This window comes from Frankia sp. QA3 (genome assembly GCF_000262465.1).
Taxonomy (GTDB): Bacteria; Actinomycetota; Actinomycetes; order Frankiales; family Frankiaceae; genus Frankia.
In genome coordinates, this window is the sequence record NZ_CM001489.1 from 6,714,885 (window position 1) to 6,734,975 (window position 20,091).

The 20,091-nt window shown below is 71.4% G+C and carries 18 protein-coding genes; all 18 read left to right on the forward strand.

The features are described 5' to 3' along the window. The first annotated feature begins 51 nt into the window (after nucleotides 1–51). Nucleotides 52–1,035, forward strand: a complete 984-nt coding sequence (gene mutM / locus FRAQA3DRAFT_RS27490) for a bifunctional DNA-formamidopyrimidine glycosylase/DNA-(apurinic or apyrimidinic site) lyase (RefSeq protein ID WP_035921605.1) — start codon at nucleotides 52–54, stop codon at nucleotides 1,033–1,035. A 207-nt stretch (nucleotides 1,036–1,242) separates the two neighbouring features. Beyond that, nucleotides 1,243–2,004 carry a DUF2786 domain-containing protein gene (locus FRAQA3DRAFT_RS27495; RefSeq protein ID WP_009742321.1) on the forward strand — a complete coding sequence of 254 codons (762 nt, stop codon included), beginning with the start codon at nucleotides 1,243–1,245 and terminating at the stop codon, nucleotides 2,002–2,004. 407 nt (nucleotides 2,005–2,411) lie between these two features. Further along, nucleotides 2,412–2,708 carry an acylphosphatase gene (locus FRAQA3DRAFT_RS27500; RefSeq protein ID WP_009742322.1) on the forward strand — a complete coding sequence of 99 codons (297 nt, stop codon included), beginning with the start codon at nucleotides 2,412–2,414 and terminating at the stop codon, nucleotides 2,706–2,708. Between the two features lie 213 nt (nucleotides 2,709–2,921). Then, a complete protein-coding gene (locus FRAQA3DRAFT_RS27505) occupies nucleotides 2,922–3,119 on the forward strand; it encodes a hypothetical protein (RefSeq protein WP_009742323.1) in 198 nt (65 codons plus the stop codon). A 415-nt stretch (nucleotides 3,120–3,534) separates the two neighbouring features. Continuing rightward, complete coding sequence (locus tag FRAQA3DRAFT_RS27510; RefSeq protein ID WP_009742324.1) at nucleotides 3,535–7,371, forward strand: AAA family ATPase; 3,837 nt, start codon at nucleotides 3,535–3,537, stop codon at nucleotides 7,369–7,371. Between the two features lie 70 nt (nucleotides 7,372–7,441). Continuing rightward, nucleotides 7,442–8,719: a signal recognition particle-docking protein FtsY gene (gene ftsY / locus FRAQA3DRAFT_RS27515; protein ID WP_009742325.1), complete on the forward strand. Its 1,278-nt coding sequence runs from the start codon at nucleotides 7,442–7,444 to the stop codon at nucleotides 8,717–8,719. Between the two features lie 485 nt (nucleotides 8,720–9,204). Further along, nucleotides 9,205–10,758 carry a signal recognition particle protein gene (ffh, locus tag FRAQA3DRAFT_RS27520; RefSeq protein WP_009742326.1) on the forward strand — a complete coding sequence of 518 codons (1,554 nt, stop codon included), beginning with the start codon at nucleotides 9,205–9,207 and terminating at the stop codon, nucleotides 10,756–10,758. 241 nt (nucleotides 10,759–10,999) lie between these two features. Continuing rightward, complete coding sequence (gene rpsP, locus FRAQA3DRAFT_RS27525; RefSeq protein WP_035923614.1) at nucleotides 11,000–11,446, forward strand: 30S ribosomal protein S16; 447 nt, start codon at nucleotides 11,000–11,002, stop codon at nucleotides 11,444–11,446. Continuing rightward, the gene (locus FRAQA3DRAFT_RS27530; RefSeq protein ID WP_009742328.1) at nucleotides 11,447–11,680 is read left to right on the forward strand and encodes an RNA-binding protein; all 234 of its coding nucleotides are present in this window, start codon (nucleotides 11,447–11,449) and stop codon (nucleotides 11,678–11,680) included. It begins immediately after the preceding gene. Between the two features lie 47 nt (nucleotides 11,681–11,727). Next, nucleotides 11,728–12,270 carry a ribosome maturation factor RimM gene (gene rimM / locus FRAQA3DRAFT_RS27535; protein WP_035923615.1) on the forward strand — a complete coding sequence of 181 codons (543 nt, stop codon included), beginning with the start codon at nucleotides 11,728–11,730 and terminating at the stop codon, nucleotides 12,268–12,270. A 197-nt stretch (nucleotides 12,271–12,467) separates the two neighbouring features. Continuing rightward, entirely contained in the window at nucleotides 12,468–13,292 is an 825-nt protein-coding gene (trmD, locus tag FRAQA3DRAFT_RS27540; protein WP_009742330.1) for a tRNA (guanosine(37)-N1)-methyltransferase TrmD, read from the forward strand. Between the two features lie 364 nt (nucleotides 13,293–13,656). After that, the gene (gene rplS / locus FRAQA3DRAFT_RS27545) at nucleotides 13,657–14,013 is read left to right on the forward strand and encodes a 50S ribosomal protein L19 (RefSeq protein WP_009742331.1); all 357 of its coding nucleotides are present in this window, start codon (nucleotides 13,657–13,659) and stop codon (nucleotides 14,011–14,013) included. A gap of 349 nt (nucleotides 14,014–14,362) precedes the next feature. Further along, nucleotides 14,363–15,352: a signal peptidase I gene (gene lepB / locus FRAQA3DRAFT_RS27550; protein ID WP_009742332.1), complete on the forward strand. Its 990-nt coding sequence runs from the start codon at nucleotides 14,363–14,365 to the stop codon at nucleotides 15,350–15,352. Beyond that, nucleotides 15,349–16,074, forward strand: coding sequence for a ribonuclease HII (locus tag FRAQA3DRAFT_RS27555; protein ID WP_009742333.1), 726 nt, complete (start codon nucleotides 15,349–15,351; stop codon nucleotides 16,072–16,074). Before lepB ends, FRAQA3DRAFT_RS27555 begins: the two co-directional genes overlap by 4 nt. Further along, nucleotides 16,071–16,367: a DUF2469 domain-containing protein gene (locus tag FRAQA3DRAFT_RS27560; protein ID WP_009742334.1), complete on the forward strand. Its 297-nt coding sequence runs from the start codon at nucleotides 16,071–16,073 to the stop codon at nucleotides 16,365–16,367. The genes FRAQA3DRAFT_RS27555 and FRAQA3DRAFT_RS27560 overlap by 4 nt, the downstream gene beginning before the upstream one ends. A 383-nt stretch (nucleotides 16,368–16,750) precedes the next feature. Beyond that, entirely contained in the window at nucleotides 16,751–17,107 is a 357-nt protein-coding gene (locus tag FRAQA3DRAFT_RS27565) for a YraN family protein (protein ID WP_009742335.1), read from the forward strand. After that, on the forward strand, nucleotides 17,107–18,645 hold the full coding sequence (locus tag FRAQA3DRAFT_RS27570) for a YifB family Mg chelatase-like AAA ATPase (RefSeq protein WP_009742336.1): 1,539 nt from the start codon (nucleotides 17,107–17,109) through the stop codon (nucleotides 18,643–18,645). Before FRAQA3DRAFT_RS27565 ends, FRAQA3DRAFT_RS27570 begins: the two co-directional genes overlap by 1 nt. Next, on the forward strand, nucleotides 18,633–19,949 hold the full coding sequence (gene dprA, locus FRAQA3DRAFT_RS27575) for a DNA-processing protein DprA (RefSeq protein ID WP_009742337.1): 1,317 nt from the start codon (nucleotides 18,633–18,635) through the stop codon (nucleotides 19,947–19,949). Before FRAQA3DRAFT_RS27570 ends, dprA begins: the two co-directional genes overlap by 13 nt. Nucleotides 19,950–20,091: the final 142 nt, after the last annotated feature.

Below are 20,091 nucleotides of genomic sequence, written 5' to 3' on the forward strand. Positions count from 1 at the left end.
CCCGCACTGGTGCCGCCCGTCACGTCTGCCTTTACCCGACAGTCGGAGATCATGCCAGAGCTACCAGAGGTGGAGGTCGTTCGCCGCGGGCTGCAGCGTGGCGTCGTCGGCCGGGTCGTCGCCTCGGTCGAGGTGCGTCACCCGCGTGCGATCCGTCGCCATGCGGCCGGTGCGGGCGATTTCTCCGCGCTGCTCGTCGGGCGGCGGGTAACGGCCGCGAGACGTCGCGGCAAGTACCTGTGGCTTGCACTTCGAGCGGATCCCACGGCCGCCGCCGTGGTTCCGGTGGCTGCGCCGGCGCCGACGCAGCCACCGGCGGTCGAGCCGGAGATGGCGAGTGCGCCCATGGGCCTGCCCTTGCCGAACGCTGCCCCGTCATCCGCCCCGGACGACGCCCTGATCGCGCATCTCGGCATGAGCGGTCAGCTGCTCGTGGTGCCGCCGACGACTCCGGATCACAAGCACCTGCGGATCCGCTTCACCTTCCTTGACGGAGGCCGTGAGCTGCGGTTCGTGGACCAGCGAACCTTTGGCGGCCTCGCGGTCGCGGTCGGCGGTGGAGAACTGCCCGAGCCGGTCGCCCACATCGCCCGGGATCCACTTGACCCCGCTTTCGACGAGGACCTCGTCGCTCGACGCCTGCGTGACCGTCGTACCGGGATCAAGCGGGCATTGCTCGACCAGACGCTGGTCAGCGGTGTGGGCAACATCTACGCGGACGAGGCGCTGTGGGCGGCGAGGCTCCACTATGCCCGTCCGACGGAGACCCTGACCCGTTCCGAGGTCCGTCGGCTGCTGGGTTGCGTCCGCGCGGTCATGGTTGCGGCGCTCGACGCGGGCGGGACGTCCTTCGACAGGTTGTACGTCTCGACGGAGGGGGTCAGCGGATTGTTCGAGCGGTCGCTCGAGGTCTACGGTCGCGCGGGTCTGCTCTGCGGCCGGTGTGGGGACACGATCCGGCGGGACGCCTTCATGAACCGATCCAGCTTCACCTGCCCCACCTGCCAGCGCCCACCCCGTCGGGCCAGATGGTAAGATTCGATCACATGTTCGAAGACGGTCGCCTCGTCGTGAGGTGATCTCGAACGTGGCAACGCGGGGGCGCTGAGAGCCCGCCCACCGCGCTGGACAACGCAGTCGCCTCATCCGGGGCCGAGTTCGGGATGCTCCCGGCTCGGTGAGGCACCACCGACGGCGTCGGGTCGCGCTTCGGCCGCCCGGCGCGAGAGGGACGGAGATGCCATGAATCCGGATGCGCTGCTTGGCCGGGTGCGGAAACTCCTGGCCATGGCGGAGGCCGAGGGGCTCACCGAGGCCGCCAGGGAGGCGTACAACATCAAGGCGGCTGAGCTCATCGCTCAGTACGGCATCGACCGCGCGCTCATCGAGGAGGCCGCGCCGAGTCGGGTCGCCGCCGCCGACCTCGTGGTGGCTGTCGACTCGCCCTACGCCCGAGACAAGATCTCGCTGTTGGCGAGCATCGCAGCCCCGCTGGGATGCCGGCTCGTGCATCGCACGGTTCGCCGTGACCACGGGACGGAACATGCCGCGCACCTTTTCGGCATGGATACGGACATCCACCGCGTGCAGCTGTTGTTCACCTCACTGCTGGTGCAGCAGGTGCACGGATTGGCCGTCACGCGTCCGCCGCGGCATGAGGACCCCAGAGCGTTTCGCCGGTCGTGGATGGCCGGGTTCGCCTTGGCCGTCGCGCAGCGGTTGGCCCGCACGGAGCGGACGGCTCGCGAGCGGGCTCAGGCTCAGCGGCGGGAGGACCCGGACGACGGTGTGGGGGGTCCGTCGGTCGCGGTGGTCCTGGCCGATCGGAGCCAGCGGGTGGATGCGCATCTCGCCGCCGTCTATCCGCGCCTGCGGACGCCACGTGCTCGTCAGCTTTCCGGCAGCGGCGGCCGGGCAGGTTACCTGGCCGGCGAGCGAGCCGATCTCGGGCTTGGCAACCGGGTGTCCGGCCGGGTCTCGCCGGCGATCGGCTCGCGTGGATAGACGACGGATCTTCCTGGCTAGAGCTTGCCGCCCGGAAGGTTGGGAACTGCGGTCTGCGTGGGCCCGGCGGTCCGAGGCGGAGCGTAGCCGGGACCGATGATCTCGGCTTGGCCGTCGACCGGTTCGGGCGTCACATGACGATCACCGTCGGTGCTTGCATGCGGGACGGGTAGCGCTCCGCCGTCCTGGGAGAAGTCCTGCCCGCAACCGCTGAGCAGCAGTGCCGACCCGAGGGCTCCGCAGACGAGTGCCACGGCGGTGGACCTGCGGCGGGAACGCGGCCGGAGGGGCCGCGCCCGTTGGGGGTCCACCGGCCGTCGTGCCTCGCTCGATCGGCCTGCCATGTCTGAGAAAGATGAGGTGTCCACGATGGGCTGTACCCTACCGTGCTGATGAGCGAGGTACCCATGAAGCAGGTGGCGCCTGGCCCGACCGTGGTCCGGTTCACGGCTCGTGTCGTCGGCCGCGTTCAGGGCGTCGGTTTTCGTGACTACGTGCGTACCCGTGGCCGCCGGCTTGGCCTGGTGGGAACCGCGACCAATATGCCCGATGGCGCGGTCGAGGTGATTGCGGAGGGCGCGGAGCCTGCGTGTCAGGACCTCGCCCGCCTGCTCGTGACGGGTCACACCCCTGGTTGGACGGATCGGGTCGAGGTGGTGTGGCAGAGGGCACAGGGCGATCTGGTCGACTTTCGCCGGAAGTGACTGCTTGTGGACGCTGCGCTGGCAGAACTGTCATCAGGATGACGGTCAAGTTTTTGCGTGTTCACCGGATCAGCCGGGGGGCATGTGGCATGCTCTTGACTTTCGGTCACTCGACGTGGGACTCTAGAGACATTGTTTGGGGCGCACTCTGATCTGTTCGGATCTTGTGTTGTCCGACACCCACTAGGTCACTCATCGTGGAGGACCATCACTATGGCGAAGGCCCTTTTCGGCCACGTCGGTTCCGGCGGCGACCTGCGTCTCTCCTACGAGGTACGCCGGCTCCGTGCCCGAGTTGCGGAGCTTGAGGCTGAACTGACTCGAGTACGCGAGGTCAACGAGGCGCTGGTTGGAGGTGTCGACGTACCGGAGGATGTCCGGGCACTCGACGCTGAGCCGGCGTACAGCTGAACCGTAAGGTCGGCTATCGGGGCGTTTCCTGCGGGGGCGCCCCTTCGTACTAACTGCGCCCAGCTTTAAGCAATTTTCGGGCCTCAGTGTGTGCATAATCGGTCACGCATTGTAATCGAAACGTTGCTTAATCGGAGGCGGTCGTCGCGGCGCCAGGATCGTCGTCTCGGGGGTGGACCTCCGGTGCGACCTTGGAGTGCCGCGATGTTCCGTCCCCGTTCGGGGGGCTGGGATGTAGCACCGGTCTCGTCGGAATTCTGGTGAGGCAGGTTGTTGTTCTGACTCCGCGGATCTCGCCGGAGTGTAGCGACGCGATCGCTTTGCGTCGCTCGATAGGATGGGGCTGTCCCACCGTCGGCTGATCCCGGCCATCCGTCACCAGTCCGGCGAGCCCTCCTCACCGCTCCGGAGACCGGTGCACCTCAAGAGCCTGACCCTGCGGGGCTTCAAGTCCTTTGCGAGCTCGACCTCGTTGCATCTCGAGCCCGGAATTACTTGTGTGGTCGGCCCGAATGGGTCCGGTAAGAGCAATGTGGTCGATGCCATCGCCTGGGTGCTCGGAGAACAGGGCGCCAAGGCGCTGCGCGGCGGCACCATGTCGGATGTCATCTTTGCGGGCACTCCCGCGCGCCCAGCGCTCGGCCGGGCCGAGGTGCTCCTCACGATCGACAACTCCGACGGCGCGTTGCCAATTGAGTACACCGAGGTGACTGTCGGTCGGCTCATGTTTCGCAGCGGGGAGAGCGAATACACGATCAACGGCACGGGATGCCGGCTCCTCGACATCCAGGAGCTCATGAGCGACTCGGGGATCGGCCGCGAGCTGCACGTGATCGTGGGCCAGGGCCAGCTCGACGCCGTGCTGCACGCGCGCCCCGAAGATCGCCGGGCGTTCATCGAGGAGGCCGCGGGCGTTCTCAAGCACCGCAAGCGCAAGGAGAAGGCGCTGCGCAAGCTCGAGGCGATGTCGGCGAACCTCACCCGACTCACCGACCTTTCCGCCGAGCTGCGCCGGCAGCTCGGTCCCCTCGGCCGGCAGGCGGAGATCGCGCGAAAGGCCGGAGTAATCCAGGCCTCGCTCAGGGACGCCCGGCTTCGGCTGCTCGCGGACGATCTGCACTCCGCGCGGGCCGCGATCGCCTCCGATGTCGTGGACGAGGAGGCGCTGCGGCGACGTCTTACCGACTCCGAGACGGCGCAGCGCGCCGCGGCGCAGCGCGAGGAACAGCTCCAGGCGGAGCTTGCCGCCGTCGTCCCTCGCACGGCGGCGGCCCAGGAGACCTGGTATGCGATGGCCTCCCTCCGGGAACGGTTGCTGGGGACCCGCTCGCTGGCGACGGAGCGAGCCCGGCTGCTGCGGGTCGGGTCCGACGAACTACGAGGTCGTCGCGATCCGGAGGAGCTCGAGCAGGAGGCGACCGCGGTCCGGGAGCAGGAGATCGCGCTCACCGAGCGGTTGGAGCGCGATCGCGAGCTGCTCGAAGAGGTGGTCACCAGGCGGGCCGAACTCGAGGCCGCGCTGGCACATGAGGAACGCGAGCTGATCGCCGCGGCCCGCGCCGCATCCTCCCGGCGCGAGGAGATCGCTCGCCTGGCCGGCCAGGTCGAGGCCGCGCGGTCGAGGGCGACCAGCGCGGAGGAGGAGATCGCGCGGACGACGGAGGCGCTGGCGGCCGCGCGGGAGCGCGATGCGGAGGCCTCTGAGTCCCGGACCGCGCTGGAGACGGAACTCGCCCAGATGGAGGGCGCTCGAGAGGAACTCGCCGAACGGCACAGCACCGCGGTGGCGGTGCATGCCAGCGCGACCGACCGTCTGGAGACGCTGCGGGCACAGGAACGTTCGGCCGAGCGGGACCGGGCCTCCTGGACTGCGCGTCGTGATGCCCTGCAGCTTTCGCTCGCGCCGGCCGACGGGGCGGCGGCTCTGCTCGAGGCCGTGGCGCGGGGGCAGGCTCCCCAGGGCGAGTCGCCCGACAACGCAGGCGGCCGGCCTGATGGCGCCGACCCGCCTCGGGCTGGCTCGCCGCCGGGCGATCCGCCGCCTGCGCGGTCCGCTGGTGGGAAGCGGGGCGGTCCGGGCGGCCGTCGGCATCGATCAGCTCCGGTGAAGGACTCCGACTCGGCCGTCGAGCGTCGACCCGAACTCCCGCCCCTGGACCCCTCGTTCACGCCCCTGGGCCGGCTGTCCGGCGTATTGACCGTGCGGCCGGGAGCCGAGGTGGCGGTGGCCGCGGCGCTGGGGCCGGCCGCCGACGCGCTACTGGTCGCCACGCCGGCCGAGGTACTGACTGCGTTCGCCTGGTTACGGCAGGCCGATGCCGGCCGGGCGGCGATGGTGACCGCCCGGACCATGGTGAATGCGAACGGGACGACAGACGTCGCCGACGGTCCCGACGGGGGGCATCACGCTGGCCGGGGGCGCGGCGAGGTGGCCGAGCCGGCCGCCGACATCGCGGGCCCGCTCCCCGAGGGCTGCGTTCCCGTTCTCGCGCTGGTGGAGATCGTCGACGACCGTTTCCGCTCCGCGCTGGTGTCGCTGCTCGAACGCACCATCGTCGTGGACGATCTGGCCGCCGCCGAGCTGGCCGTCCGGTCCCGGCCTGATCTGCGGACGGTCACGAGGGCCGGAGACGTCCTCGGTCCCGCGGCGTCGATCGGCGGCAGCGCGCATCCGCCGTCGGCGATCGAGCTGCGGGCTGCGGCCGACGAGGCAGAGGCCGGGGTGACGGAGGCGGCCCGACGGGCCGAGACGGCCCACGAGTCTTTCGAGCCCGCCCGAGCCGAGGTTGCCCGGACCCGCTCGGCCATCGACGCGGCCCTGGCCGCCCTGCACGGGGCCGACGCCCGGTACCGGGCGCTGTCCGAGCAGGTGGCACAGCTCGACCGGGCGAGGGGCGGAGCAGGCTCGGAGGTGGCACGACTCGAGGCCGCCCGCGGCCGCGCGGAGACGGCCCGGGACCGGGCCTACGGCGCGCTGACCGAGCTGGAGACCGCCCTTGCCGCGACCTCGGCGCAACCGGACATCGACGAGCCGACGCCGGCCGAGCGGGACCGGCTGGTCACCGCCACTTCGGCCGTGCGCGCCGCCGAGGTCGAGGCCCGGCTGGCCGTGCGGACCAGCGAGGAACGGGTGCGCGGCCTGCAGGGTCGGGCGGACGGGCTGATCCGGGCCGCAGCGAGTGAACGGGCGGCTCGGGCCGCCGCTGCCCGCCGGCGGGAGGTGCGCGAACGGCAGGCCGCGACCGCGGTGGCGCTCGGGAACGCCACCCAGGTCACCCTCGACCGGTTGGACCGTTCGCTGGCTCGTGCGGCGGCCGAGCGCGAGGAGGCCGAGGCCCTGCGCCGGGCGACCGAGACGGACCTGACCGCCGTGCGCGAGCGGGGGCGGACGCTGGCCACCGAGCTTGCGGCGCTGCGGGATGCGGCGCACCGCGACGAACTGGCCCGTGCGGAGAAGCGGCTGCGGGCAGAGACGCTCGAGACCAAGGCGATGGAGGAGTTCGGGATCGGCGCGGAGGATCTCGTGGCCGAGTTCGGGCCGCAGGTGCCGGTGCCGCCCGACGATCCGGACGATACGCCGACGCCGTTTGATCGGGCCGAGCAGACCACCAGGGCCGCCACCGCAGAGAAGCAGCTGGCCCGCCTCGGCCGGATCAACCCCCTGGCGCTGGAGGAGTTCGCTGCCCTGCAGGAAAGGGCGGCGTTCCTGTCTGCGCAGCTCGATGACATCAAGAGCACCCGGCGGGACCTGCTGCTCGTGGTCGAGGAGGTCGACGTCCGGGTCCGCGAGGTGTTTGCCGCGGCCTTCGCCGACACCGCCCGGGAGTTCGAGGTCGTCTTCGCCACGCTGTTCCCCGGGGGCGAGGGCCGGCTGGTGCTCACCGACCCCGACGACATGCTGACCACCGGGATCGAGGTCGAGGCACGCCCCCCGGGAAAGAAGGTCAAGCGGCTGTCGCTGCTGTCCGGAGGGGAGCGATCGCTGACAGCGCTCGCACTCCTGCTGGCGATCTTCCGAGCCCGGCCGTCGCCGTTCTACGTCCTCGACGAGGTCGAAGCGGCGCTGGACGATCGCAATCTCGGCCGGTTGCTGAACGCCATCGAGGGGCTGCGGCAGAAGTCCCAGCTGATCATCATCACCCACCAGAAGCGGACGATGGAAATCGCCGACGCCCTGTACGGCGTGGCGATGCGCGGTGACGGAGTGACGACCGTGATCAGCCAGCGGTTGCGGGAACGCGCGGCGGTCTGACCCGGCCCGGGTGGGTGCCGGCGGTGGGTGAGCACCCCGGGCGGCCCCGGCCATCTGTCAGGATCGGGGTGTGGAGCTCCTCATCCTGATCGTCGTCATCGCCGTCGTCGTGTTGGCCACCATGGGACTCGTGGTGGGCAGCGCCGTGCGGCGGCGCCCCCGCCGGGCCGTCGGGAGGGACGGCCGGCCCGACACCGAGCTGTCTCCCGGCGTCGGTGACGACGCCGAGGTCCCACGCGATTCGGCGACCAGGACGATCGATGATGTCGGCCTGCCAGCCGCGCCCGAGTCCGCGCCGCCCCGAGCGGATGCGACGGTCCCGCAACCGACGGGGGATGCCGCGACCGCGGGCCCGGTGGATCCGGACCTCGCCCCCGCGCCCCCGGTTCCACCGCAGCAGCGGCCCCCGGCGGAGACTCCGGCCCCGGCGGCCGGCCGGTTGGTGCGCCTGCGACTGCGCCTGTCCCGCTCGCAGAACGCACTCGGCCGCGGTCTGCTCTCCCTGCTGTCGGGCGACAACCTCGACGAGGAGACCTGGGAGGACGTGGAGGCGACCCTGCTCGTCGCCGACGTCGGGGTGGCGGCGACCAGCGAGCTGGTCGCCGCGCTGCGTGAGCGCACCAAGGTGCTCGGCGCCAGTACCCCGGCCCAGGCGCGGGCGATGCTGCGCGACGAGCTACTCGCCCAGGTCGGCACGGCGACGGATCGTTCGCTGCGGACGTCGGTGCCGGATCGCCCGGCCGTCGTCCTCGTCGTCGGGGTCAACGGCACTGGGAAGACCACGACCTGCGGCAAGGTCGCGCGACTGCTGGTGGCCGAGGGTCGGACGGTGGTGCTGGGCGCGGCCGACACCTTCCGGGCGGCGGCTGCGGATCAGCTTCAGACCTGGGGCGAGCGGGTCGGCGCGGTGACCGTCCGTGGGGCCGAGGGCGGTGACCCGGCGTCGGTTGCCTTCGACGCGGTGAAGCAGGGCATCGACTCGGGCGCCGACACCGTGCTGATCGATACCGCCGGTCGTTTGCACACGAAGACCGGGCTGATGGACGAGCTGGCGAAGATCAAGCGGGTGGTGGGCAAGCACGGTCCCGTGGACGAGGTACTGCTGGTACTGGACGCCACCACCGGGCAGAACGCGCTGGTTCAGGCCCGGGTCTTCACCGAGGCGGTGGATCTGTCCGGGGTCGTGCTGACGAAGCTCGACGGCACGGCGAAGGGCGGGATCGTCATCGCCGTGCAGCGCGAGCTGGGTGTGCCGGTCAAGCTGATCGGTCTGGGGGAGGGGCCGGACGACCTTGCTCCCTTCGAGCCCGAGGCCTTCGTCGACGCCCTGCTCGGCGAACCGGTCTGACGGGCCGAGCACCATCGGGTCCTGTGGAGCAGGCAGACCACGGGGTGTCACGCGTCAAGGTCTTCCCGCCGTCCGGAATGTGATCTAGGCTTCATCGCTGAGCGGAGCCGGGAGGCTCCTCGGCAAGCCGCGACCAGTGTCCTCGGCGAGTTTCCGGCTGGGGGGTGAGCGTCCGGCGAGGCGTCTCGCCGTCCTCAGCGCAGAGGGCGGATCCGGCCGGTGCGAGACCAGGCCGGCGTCCGTGCGGGTATGCCTCGCCGGGCCGCACACGGTGTGCCCCCGACTGTCGGCCGCCGGGCGTTGCGCAGGTCTGCCCGGACGCCGTGCTGGTTGCGAGTCGGCGCGGGGCGAGTGGACGTCCACCGCCGGGTGTTCGGGCGCGGGGTGTTCGGGCGTGGGGTGTTCGGACGCGGGGTGTGTTGCCCTCGTCGTCGGGTGCGTACGCTGGTGCCTGCGGTCCGCCTGCGATCTCGGAGTGTGTGCGCGTGTTCGACACCCTTTCCAGCCGCCTCGACAAGGTCTTCACGTCGCTGCGTGGTCGGGGGCGCCTGACCGATGCGGACATCGACGCCACGGCGCGGGAGATCCGGGTGGCGCTGCTGGAAGCGGACGTCGCGCTCCCCGTGGTCCGCAGCTTCGTCGCGGCGATCAAGAGCCGGGCGCGGGGGGCCGAGGTCGGCGCGTCGCTGAATCCGGCACAGCAGGTCATCAAGATCGTCAACGAGGAGCTCGTCGCGATCCTCGGCGGCGGCACGACGACCCTTCGCTTCGCGAAGACGCCGCCTACCGTGATCCTCCTTGCCGGCCTGCAGGGTACGGGTAAGACCACCCTCGCGGGCAAGCTTGGGCGGTGGCTGAAGGCGCAGGGGCACACCCCGCTGCTGGTCGCGGCCGACCTGCAGCGCCCGAACGCGGTCAACCAGCTTCAGGTGGTCGGCTCCCGCGCCGGCGTCGAGGTCTTCGCCCCCGAACCCGGCAACGGGGTCGGGGATCCGGTCCAGGTGGCTCGCGATGCCCTCGCGCACGCCCGGCGCCAGGTCTTTGACGTCGTCGTCGTCGACACGGCGGGCCGGCTCGGTGTCGACGAGGAGTTGATGCGTCAGGCTGCGGACATCCGTGACGCCGTCTCGCCGGACGAGATCCTCTTCGTCCTCGACGCCATGATCGGTCAGGACGCCGTCGCCACGGCCAACGCCTTCGCTGACGGCGTCGGGTTCAGCGGCGTCGTCCTGACCAAGCTCGACGGTGACGCCCGCGGTGGTGCGGCGCTGTCGGTCGCCCAGGTGACCGGACGTCCGATCATGTTCGCCTCCACTGGCGAGGCTCTCGATGACTTCGACGTCTTTCATCCGGAGCGGATGGCGTCGCGGATCCTCGGGATGGGTGACGTCCTCACCCTGATCGAGCAGGCCGAGAAGGCTTTCGAGGCCGAGCAGGCCGAGGCGATGGCCGCCAAGATGGCGGCCTCGGAGTTCACGCTCGAGGACTTCCTCGACCAGATGCTCACGGTCCGCAAGATGGGTCCGATCGGCAACCTGCTCGGCATGCTGCCCGGCATGGGGCAGATGAAGGAGCAGCTCGCGCAGGTCGATGACCGCGACGTCGACCGGGTGGTCGCCATCATCCGGTCGATGACGCCGGGGGAGCGGCGCGATCCCCGGATCCTTCAAGCCTCTCGCAAGGCGCGGGTGGCCCGCGGGTCCGGCGTCACGGTCACCGAGGTCAACCAGCTGCTCGACCGTTTCGCGGAGGCCCGCAAGGTGATGCGGCAGATGGCGGGTGGGATGGGGCTGCCCGGCGGGATGGCCCGGGCGAAGGCCGCCTCCGCCCGTAAGGCCGCCAAGAAGGGGAAGGGCGCAAGCCGCAAGGGAAACCCGGCGGCGCGGGCGGCGCAGGCCAAGGCGCAGAAGTCCGCGGCGCAGGAGCGCCTCGACAAGGGGCCTGGCTTCCCCGACGGCATGCCGGACCTCGCGGCCCTCATGCGCCAGCAGGACGGCCTCGGCGGGATGCCGCCGGGAGGTCCGCGCGGCGGTCGCTGAGAGGCGTGATCCTGCACGGCGAGCCCGCGGTCTCCCGGGTGCGCGGTCGACAGCCGCGGTCTGGCAGACTGTAAGCTCTAGTGCAGGCCCTGCCTGCCAGCGTCGGTGTGGCTGCCCTCCGATCTCGTGCCGCACGAGAGTGACTCGAGTGGTTGTTCCGGCGCTGGTGCTTCCCACCGTCGGACTCTTCGTACCTCTGGAGTCCGGCGGTCACCGACACGTCTGGAGCCGTTCGACCACCGTGGCAACCAAGATTAAATTGCAGCGTCTCGGCAAGATGCGCGAGCCGCATTACCGCATCGTCGTGGCCGACGCCCGCACCAAGCGGGACGGCCGGGTCATCGAGGCCATCGGGCAGTACCACCCGAAGTCCGACCCGAGCATCATCAAGGTCGACGCCGAGCGGGTGGGGCACTGGCTGTCGGTCGGGGCTCAGCCCACCGAGCCGGTCCTCGCGATCCTCAAGGTCACCGGTGACTGGCAGAAGTTCAAGAACCTGCCGGCCCCCCCGCCCATGAAGGTCGCCGAGCCGAAGCCTGACAAGCGGGAGATCTTCCAGGCGGCGGCGCGGGCCGCCGCGGGAGCCGAGGACCGTCCGGCGACCACTCCGAAGAAGGCCAAGAAGGCCGCGTCGGCGGAGGGTGCGGACGCGCCGGCCGCGGACGCGTCGACGGCCGCGGGGCAGTAGGTGCTGGAAGCGGCCCTCGAGCATCTCGTGCGGGGCATCGTCGACCATCCTGACGATGTCCGCGTGGATCTCAACAACGGTCGGCGAGGACGGACCCTGGAAGTACGGGTGCATCCCGACGACCTCGGGAAAGTCATCGGTCGGCGGGGCCGCACGGCCCGTGCTCTCCGCACGGTCATGGGCGGCGTTGGTGGCCGCGGACTTCGGATCGACGTCGTCGATGTGGACCGCTAGCACTCTTCGGCGTGAAGATGCGTGCGGTCCACTCGACGCCCACCTCAGTGGCTGAGGCGATCGTCGTCGGCCGGATCGGCCGACCGCATGGTGTCCGAGGCGACGTCACGATCGAGGTCCGGACGGATGTGCCGCAGCGCCGGTTCGCGGTGGGAGCGGTGCTCGGGCGTGAGGGCGGCGGTGCCCCCCTCACTGTCACCGCAGCCCACTGGCACTCGGGCCGTCTGCTGATCCGCTTTGACGGAGTCGAGGACCGCAATGCCGCGGAGGCCCTGCGCGACGTTCTGCTGACCATCGACGCCGCCGAGGCCGGGCCACCGGTGGACGAGGACGAGGACGCCGAGGGCGACGCCGGCGACACGTGGTGGGACCGTGACCTCGTCGGCCTGGAGGCGGTCACGACGGCCGGTGCCCCGCTGGGTCGGGTGACGGATGTCATCCACGCGCCGGCGGGCGACCTGCTCGCCGTCGGGCGCCCCGGCGGGGGCGAGCATCTCGTTCCGTTCGTCCGGGAGATCGTCCCGACCGTGGATCCGGCCGCGGGCCGGATCGTCGTGGATCCACCACCTGGCCTGCTTGATCTCGACTGATCCGTTCCGGCCCCGGTGGATGCGCTGGTGTCCGTTCGGGACGCAGGCGCCTTCCCACCCCGGCCGGACGGGTCTGCCGGGCCGCGGCATTCCTGGCCCATGGCCGCGCCGCCGGATCCCGGATGGCGGCCGACGATGATCCGAGTTTTCGGGCGACCCCCGGTTCGGGGCCAGCCCCGATGATCCGGGAGCAGCCGATGCGTGCCGACGTCGTGACCATATTTCCCGCTTACCTCGAGCCGTTGCGCCTGTCGCTGGTGGGCCGGGCCCAGCAGCGGGGGACGCTCGATGTCCGCACCCACGACTTGCGGGCGTGGACCAGCGACGTCCACCGGACGGTCGATGACGCCCCCTACGGCGGTGGTCCCGGAATGGTGATGCGCCCCGAACCGTGGGATGCGGCGCTGACGGAGATCGCGGCATCGGACCCGGACCGCCGCCCGCGTGTCGTGGTGCCGACTCCGGCCGGCAGGCCGTTCACCCAGCGTCACGCCGAGGAACTCGCGCGGGAGCCGTGGCTGGTGTTCTGCTGTGGCCGTTACGAGGGCATCGACGCCAGGGTGATCGACGCCTGGGCGGATGATGAGATCTCGATCGGGGACTATGTGCTGGCCGGTGGTGAGGTCGCCACATTGGTCATCCTCGAGGCGGTCGCCCGTCTCCTGCCGGGGGTGCTCGGGAACAGCGCGTCGGCGGCTGACGATTCGTTCTCCGACGGTCTGCTCGAGGCCCCGGTGTACACGCGCCCACAGCTCTGGCGGGGCGCCGAGGTGCCCGAGGTCCTGCGATCCGGGGACCACGCGGCCGTGGCCCGGTGGCGGCGTGCGCAGGCGCTGCGCCGCACCCTGGTACGGCGTCCGGATCTGGTGGAGCACGCCGAGCTGTCCGACGCGGACCGTGCTGTCCTCGAAGCCGCGGTGGCCGAAGCACCAAAGGGCGCCGCGGCGGCATCCGGGCCGGTTGCCGACGGCGAGTGCGCGGCCGGCCGTGGCTCGGCCATGGACTCGCCGGACCGAGTCTGATCGTCCGACCGGACGGGCGCGAGGCCGGCGCGTGGCCGCTGTAGACCCAGGGACAGGCACCGGCTGCCACCCTGCGGGGTTGTTCCGGCTATGCGTCCGTTTCGGGTCCGTTCATCTGACGGATGTACCCCAGCCCTGGGGTGCGCGGCCGGAGTCGCCCGCGCGTGTGGCACAGTACAATGCAGTGTCCGCCGGTTCGTGACCGGCTCGGGTGGCCTCAGGTCGAATGATCCCTGCGGGACGTCTCCGCGGTGGAGCCTGTCGACGCACGGGTCCGGGTCGGGCTCGGCCATGGGTTGTTCGCCGCGGTCGTGGGCCGAGGGCGCGGACGATCCACTCTCAACCTCTTCAGGAAGCGACTGCCATGCACACCCTGGACAGCCTCGACGCCGAGTCGCTGAGGACCGACGTGCCCGAGTTCTGGCCGGGCGACACCCTCAAGGTCCACGTGCGGGTCGTCGAAGGAAACCGTCAGCGCATCCAGGTGTTCCAGGGTGCCGTCATCCGTCGTCAGGGTGGCGGAGCGCGGGAGACCTTCACCGTCCGGAAGGTCAGCTTCGGCGTCGGAGTCGAGCGCACCTTCCCGCTGCACAGCCCGATCGTGTCCAAGATCGAGGTCGTGACCCGTGGTGACGTCCGCCGGGCGAAGCTGTACTACCTGCGTGAGCTGCGCGGTAAGGCCGCCAAGATCAAGGAGAAGCGGGAGCCGGTCTCGCGCTGACGCTCTCGTCACCCAGTGCCCCGCCCGGACCTCTTGTCGGCGACTTGCCGGTTCTCCGTGCACGTGTTGACCCTGTTCTTGGACGAAGATAGGCGGCACGGTCCGCAGCGACGTCGCAAGGGGCGGCTGGTGGCACGTCGACCGGTCCGATGAGGTCAGACGGTCGATCCAGCGAGGTGGCGGAGTGAACGCATCCAGCCCGGGTGGGCATCGTCCGCCGGGAGACGCGGGAGGCGACCGGCCCGTAGACGATCCACGACGGGTCGGCCCCGCCTCCGAGGGATCGCCGCGGGTCTCACATCCGCGGGATGATGCCGACGGCGAGCGGCCCGGGTGGGCTGCTGACTCCGTGGAACCCCGCGACGATATCGACGGCCCGGCCGCGCTCGACAGCGCGGGCGGGGCGCCGGCCGTGGGATCGGACGAGCGGGGCGGCGGCGGTCGTCGGGTCGCCCGGCCCGGTTCGGGAGTCCGGGGCCGAGGTTCGTTCCTGCGCGAGCTGCCCGTGCTCGTTCTGGTCGCCTTTCTGCTGGCACTGCTCATCAAGGCGTTGCTGGTCCAGGCTTTCTGGATCCCGTCCGAGTCGATGGAACGGACCCTGCTGGTCGACGACCGTGTGCTGGTCAACAAGGTCGTCTACCATTTTCGTGACGTACACCGGGGCGAGGTCGTCGTCTTCAACGGCAAGGGGACGGGCTTCGACCATCAGGAGTCGATCGTTCCCAAGCCGACCAACGTCTTCAGCAAGTTCGTCCGTGGTGCGCAGAACCTCCTCGGTCTCGGGGCCCCGAGTGAAACCGATTTCATCAAGCGGGTCATCGGGGTCGGCGGCGACACGGTCGCGTGCTGCGACGCGGAGGGTCGGGTGACGGTCAACAGCCATCCGCTGGACGAGCCGTACGTGTACCAGAACGACTACCAGCGTTTCGGCCCGGTGAAGGTGCCCGCTGGCTATCTGTGGGTGATGGGTGATCACCGGGGGGCGTCGTCCGATGCCCGCCAGAACGGACCGATCCCGAAGGACAAGGTGGTGGGGCGCGCCTTCGTCCGGGTCTGGCCGCTGAGCCGGCTCGGTTTCCTGGGCGTGCCGGACACCTTCAGCGCAATACCCGCCGCGGCGGTCGCTCCTCGCGCGACGCCGGCACCGACCACACCCGCGGCGCTGACCAGACCCGGCGCGGCGGCGGCCCGGTCCGGGGCGGGCCTGCCGGCCACGGACGACACGTCCCTGCTGGCGCTCGTGGCGCTGACCCCGCCGGCGTGGCGGGCGCGGCGCCGCCATGGGTCGCTCATCGTCGCAGGGGGTTCGGTCCCGTCGCGGCGCCGCGGATCCCCATGAGCCCGCGCGGGGTCGTGATCCGGCGCGACGCCGGCCTGTTCGGTTACGAGCGGGCGTTGCTGCGCTGCGGGCTGGGCCCGGTCGCTGGGGTCGATGAGGCGGGTCGCGGCGCCTGCGCCGGTCCGTTGGTCGTCGCTGCGGTGGTGCTGGGCCCGAATAGCAGGCGCCGGCTGTCGGCCCGGCTGGCGGACTCCAAACTGTTGACCGAGCAGGTCCGGGAAAGCCTCTTCGACGAGGTCCTGAGCGCCGCCACGGACTGGTCGACGGTCGTGATTCCCGCGGCGGAGATCGACCGGACCGGCGTACACGTGGCCAACGTCACCGGCATGCGACGTGCCGTGGCGCGGCTGGCGCGTCGGCCGGGCTACGTGCTCACGGACGGGTTTGCGGTCGCCGGCTTCGGGACGGAATCGTTGGCGGTGGTGAAGGGGGATCGGGTTGCCGCGTGCGTCGCGGCGGCCTCGATCGTGGCGAAGGTGACGAGGGACCGGATCATGCGTGCGTTGCACACGCGCTATGCCGAGTACGATTTCGCGCAGCACAAGGGATACGTCACCGCGGCCCACGCGGCGGCGCTGGCGCGGTACGGACCGTGTGACGAGCACCGGAAGTCGTACGTCAACGTGGCTGCGCATGCGGTGCCGACGAGGGAAGCCCGATCATTGCGGCTGGAGGACAGAGTGCTTGCGACCAGCCTGCACGGCGTCACGGAGACCGCATGAGCGCGGAAGACCTCGAGAAGTACGAGACCGAGATGGAGCTCCAGCTCTACCGCGAGTACCGCGACGTGGTGGGGCTGTTCTCGTACGTCATCGAGACCGAACGTCGGTTCTACCTCGCCAACGAGTACCAGATCGAGGTCAGGAACAGTACGGACGGTGAGGTCTTCTTCGAGTTGACCCTGCGGGACGCCTGGGTGTGGGACATGTTCCGCCCGGCACGTTTTGTAAAGAATGTCCGGGTCGTTACCTTCAAGGATATCAATGTGGAGGAGCTGACCAAGGCCGAGCTCTGAGGCTCCACTCCTGGTCGCAAGCCCTGTCCGGCGCTGCTCCCCCGGCTCTGCCCATGGGGCCGGGGATCCGTCCGTCACCTTGGATTCCCGACGCACGGGGGTCCGTGGCGCTTTCCTGGGCTGCAGTTCCTACGGCCTCCCGCCAGGTGTTGTGCTCTGGTTCTGGACACAGCACTCTCCCCGAGGCACCTGTCTGCATCGGCCGCCCGCCTGCGCCGGGGTCGCCCGGGTCATGCCCAGCCGGGTCGGTCTGTCCGCGGCACACCTGTGGACAAGGTTCCGTCTTCCACATGTTGATCAAGGGCCCTGGTTGTTTCCATTCGCCGCCGCGACGCTGAAGCAGGCCGGCGGGCGCACGTCCCCCGGCGGACGGGAGCGTGGCGATGCGGGCGAAGGACGCACTGGGCCGGTTCGGGGAGGAGGTCGCGTCCCGGCATCTGGCGGCGGGCGGCGCGGCGATCCTCGACCGCAACTGGCGTTGCCGGGAGGGCGAGCTCGATCTCGTGGTCCAGGACGGGCCCGATCTGGTGTTCTGCGAGGTCAAGACCCGCTCCGGGACACGTTACGGGTCCGCCGCGGAGGCGGTCGTCGGTCGGAAGGCGGCCCGGATCCGCCGGTTGGCCGCACGCTGGCTCGCGGAGCACCCGCACGTCCCCTCCCCGGTGCGCTTCGACGTGGTGCTGGTGTCCCGCCCGCCGGCCGGTCCGGTCCGCGTCGAGCATCTGCGGGGTGCGTTCTGATGGCGCTCGCCCGGGCGCGAGCGGTGGCGGTCCTCGGAGTCGAGGGACATCTTGTCGAGGTCGAGGCGGATCTAGCCGACGGCCTGCCGCGTCTGACCCTCATCGGCCTGCCTGACGCTGCTCTGCACGAGGCGCGTGACCGAATCCGCGCCGCGGTGGTCAATTCCGGCCAGCGTTGGCCGAACCGCCGGATCACCCTTGGCCTGTTTCCCGCCACCCTGCCGAAGGCGGGCAGCGGCTTCGACCTGGCGATGGCGGTCGCCGTGCTCGGTGCCGCCGCGGTGGTGCCGCCGGACTCCCTGCTCCGCCGGGTGTTCATCGGTGAGCTGGCCCTGGACGGCCGCGTGCGCGCGGTGAGAGGAGTGCTGCCGGCCGTGCTCAAGGCGGCCGCCGCGGGTGTCGAACGAGTGGTGGTCCCGGCAGCCAACGCGGCCGAGGCGGCACTGGTGCTCGGCGCCCGTGTCGAGCCGGCCACCGATCTGGCCGGAGTCCTGGCGGTCCTGCGCGGGGAGATGGCTGCGCCGAGGGTGCTGGTTGCGTCGCCCGTCGCATCCGTGCCGACCGGTGCGGCGAGCGTCGACCTGGCGGACGTGGCCGGCCAGACCCGAGGCCGGCTCGCCGTCGAGGTCGCCGCGGCGGGCGGGCATCACCTGTTCATGCAGGGGCCGCCGGGCAGCGGGAAGACGATGCTGGCCGACCGGCTGCCCGGCCTGCTGCCGATGCTCGACACCGATGCCTCGCTGGAGGTGACGGCGGTGCACTCGGTCGCCGGTCTGCTACCGCCGGACGGTCCCCTCGTGACCCGCCCGCCCTACCGCAGCCCACATCACAGCGCGACCCCGGCCGCGCTGGTCGGGTCGGGCTCCGCGGTCATCCGCCCGGGGCTGGCCAGCCAGGCCCATCACGGAATTCTCTTCCTGGACGAAGCCCCGGAATTCGCGCGGCAGAGTCTCGACGCACTGCGCCAGCCGTTGGAGAGCGGCACGATCGAGGTGGCCAGGGCCCGGGCGACGGCCCGCTTTCCGGCGCGGTTCCAGCTGGTCCTCGCCGCCAACCCGTGCCCCTGCGCGAAGGCACGCGGGCCGCGGGGGACGGGCTGTGAGTGCCCGAGCCTGGTGCGCCGGCGCTACCTCGCCCGCCTCTCCGGTCCGCTGCTGGACCGGATCGACATCCAGGTGGCGCTGAGCGCCCCCAGCCGGGCCGAGCTCAAGGCCGACCTCGGCCGCTCGGACACCTCGGCGCAGGTCGCCGCCCGGGTGGCGGGAGCCAGGGCGCTGGCCAGCACCCGGCTGGCGGACACCCCGTGGCGGGTCAACGCGGAGGTGCCGGGTCCGGCGCTGCGCCGTCTCTGGCCGCTGCCCGCGAAGGTCACGGCGGTGGCCGAGCGGGCCTTCGACGCGGGCCTGCTCACCGCTCGTGGCCTTGACCGCGTCCACCGCCTGGCCTGGACCTTCGCCGACCTCGCCGGGCGGGCGTCGCCGGGGCCGGAGCAGTTCGGGGCCGCGCTGGATCTGAGGCTGCCCGGATGGGTGGCATGAGCGCGACCACCCGGCCTTCCGACCCGCCCGAGCCCGGCGCCGACCTGTCCGCACCGGAGGCGGCGGTCCCCTTGCGGTCAGCGGCGAGTAGAGCCGATGTCGTGGCCCCGCCGGCCGAGGAGGGCAGTGGGGAGCTGAGCGACGCGGCGATACCCGGTGGCTTGGCGGAGACGGATCCGGAGCGACTCGCCCGCATCGCGCTGACCCGGGCGTTCGGACCCGAACATCAGCGCGTGGCCATCGAGGTGGGACGGCGCGGCGCGGCTCGGGTGTGGGCCGAGCTGCGGTCGGCGCATCCCGGGGTGGATCCCCTGCGCGACCTGGACGCCGCGTCGAGGGTCGGCGCCCGGCTGGTATGCCCGCAGGATCCCGAATGGCCGATTGAGCTCGATGCGCTGGATCGCCTCCGCGACGAGGGCGACGGCTCCGCGATCGGTGCCCCACTGTGCCTGTGGGTGCGCGGCCCCGGTGACCTGCGCGAGCTCGCGTCGCGGGCGGTTGCCGTGGTGGGTTGCCGGGCCGCCACGAGCTACGGTCTGCATCTCGCCGGCGAGATCGCCTTCGCGATGGCGGAGCAGGGTTGGGCGGTCGTGTCGGGGGCGGCGTTCGGGATCGATGCCGCGGCGCATCGCGGCGCGCTGGCCGCGGCCGGGCCGACCGTCGCCGTCCTCGCCGGCGGCGTCGACGTGCCGTATCCGGCTGCCCATGTGGAGCTGCTGGCCGAGGTCGCCCGCACGGGCGCCGTCGTCAGCGAGGTCCCGCCCGGTACCCCGCCCTTCCGCCGGCGGTTCCTGACCCGGAATCGAGTGATCGCCGCCCTGTGCCGGGGCACCGTGCTGGTCGAGGCCGGCCTTCGCAGCGGCGCGCTCAACACCGTCGCCCACGCCCGCCGGCTCGGCCGCCAGGTGATGGCCGTGCCCGGGCCGGTGACCAGCGCGATGAGCGCCGGGTGCCACCGGTTGCTCCGCGACTTCCGGGAACAGACCGTGCTGGTCACCGGGGCCGAGGACATCAGTGAGGAGATCGCGGCCATGGGCCGGTTCGCTGCGCGCCCACCGATGGCCGTCGGGCCTCGTGACGAATTGTCCGCGATGGTGCGGGATCTGCTCGACGCGATGCCTTCCCGCGCTGCGGTCGGCGTGTCGGTGTTGGCCCAGCGGACCGGACTGCGCCCGGAGGAGGTGCTGGCCATGCTGGGGCCGCTCGTGGTGGAGGGGCTGGTCGAGAGCGTTCCCGACGGTTACCGGCTGACCCCGCTCGGTCGGGCGCCATCCAACGCACGGTCCCGGTCCCGCCTCTTCTGAGCCCAGACCCCGTCCGGATACCGGCCCGATCCGGTGGGGTCTCGCTCGGGGACCGCCCGGACGGCCGTCCCAGCAGCCGGCCCGCGCGGTCCTCGCTCCCACTTGTCGGCGGTCCACGGTCTTGACGGGGCAACCAGGTACG

Coding starts and splice junctions, on each gene's coding strand:
- mutM (WP_035921605.1), top strand. CDS start 52: ATGCCAGAGCTACCAGAGGTGGAGGTCGTTCGCCGCGGGCTGCAGCGT.
- FRAQA3DRAFT_RS27495 (WP_009742321.1), top strand. CDS start 1,243: ATGAATCCGGATGCGCTGCTTGGCCGGGTGCGGAAACTCCTGGCCATG.
- FRAQA3DRAFT_RS27500 (WP_009742322.1), top strand. CDS start 2,412: ATGAAGCAGGTGGCGCCTGGCCCGACCGTGGTCCGGTTCACGGCTCGT.
- FRAQA3DRAFT_RS27505 (WP_009742323.1), top strand. CDS start 2,922: ATGGCGAAGGCCCTTTTCGGCCACGTCGGTTCCGGCGGCGACCTGCGT.
- trmD (WP_009742330.1), top strand. CDS start 12,468: ATGCGTGCCGACGTCGTGACCATATTTCCCGCTTACCTCGAGCCGTTG.
- rplS (WP_009742331.1), top strand. CDS start 13,657: ATGCACACCCTGGACAGCCTCGACGCCGAGTCGCTGAGGACCGACGTG.
- FRAQA3DRAFT_RS27555 (WP_009742333.1), top strand. CDS start 15,349: ATGAGCCCGCGCGGGGTCGTGATCCGGCGCGACGCCGGCCTGTTCGGT.
- FRAQA3DRAFT_RS27560 (WP_009742334.1), top strand. CDS start 16,071: ATGAGCGCGGAAGACCTCGAGAAGTACGAGACCGAGATGGAGCTCCAG.
- FRAQA3DRAFT_RS27565 (WP_009742335.1), top strand. CDS start 16,751: ATGCGGGCGAAGGACGCACTGGGCCGGTTCGGGGAGGAGGTCGCGTCC.
- FRAQA3DRAFT_RS27570 (WP_009742336.1), top strand. CDS start 17,107: ATGGCGCTCGCCCGGGCGCGAGCGGTGGCGGTCCTCGGAGTCGAGGGA.
- dprA (WP_009742337.1), top strand. CDS start 18,633: ATGGGTGGCATGAGCGCGACCACCCGGCCTTCCGACCCGCCCGAGCCC.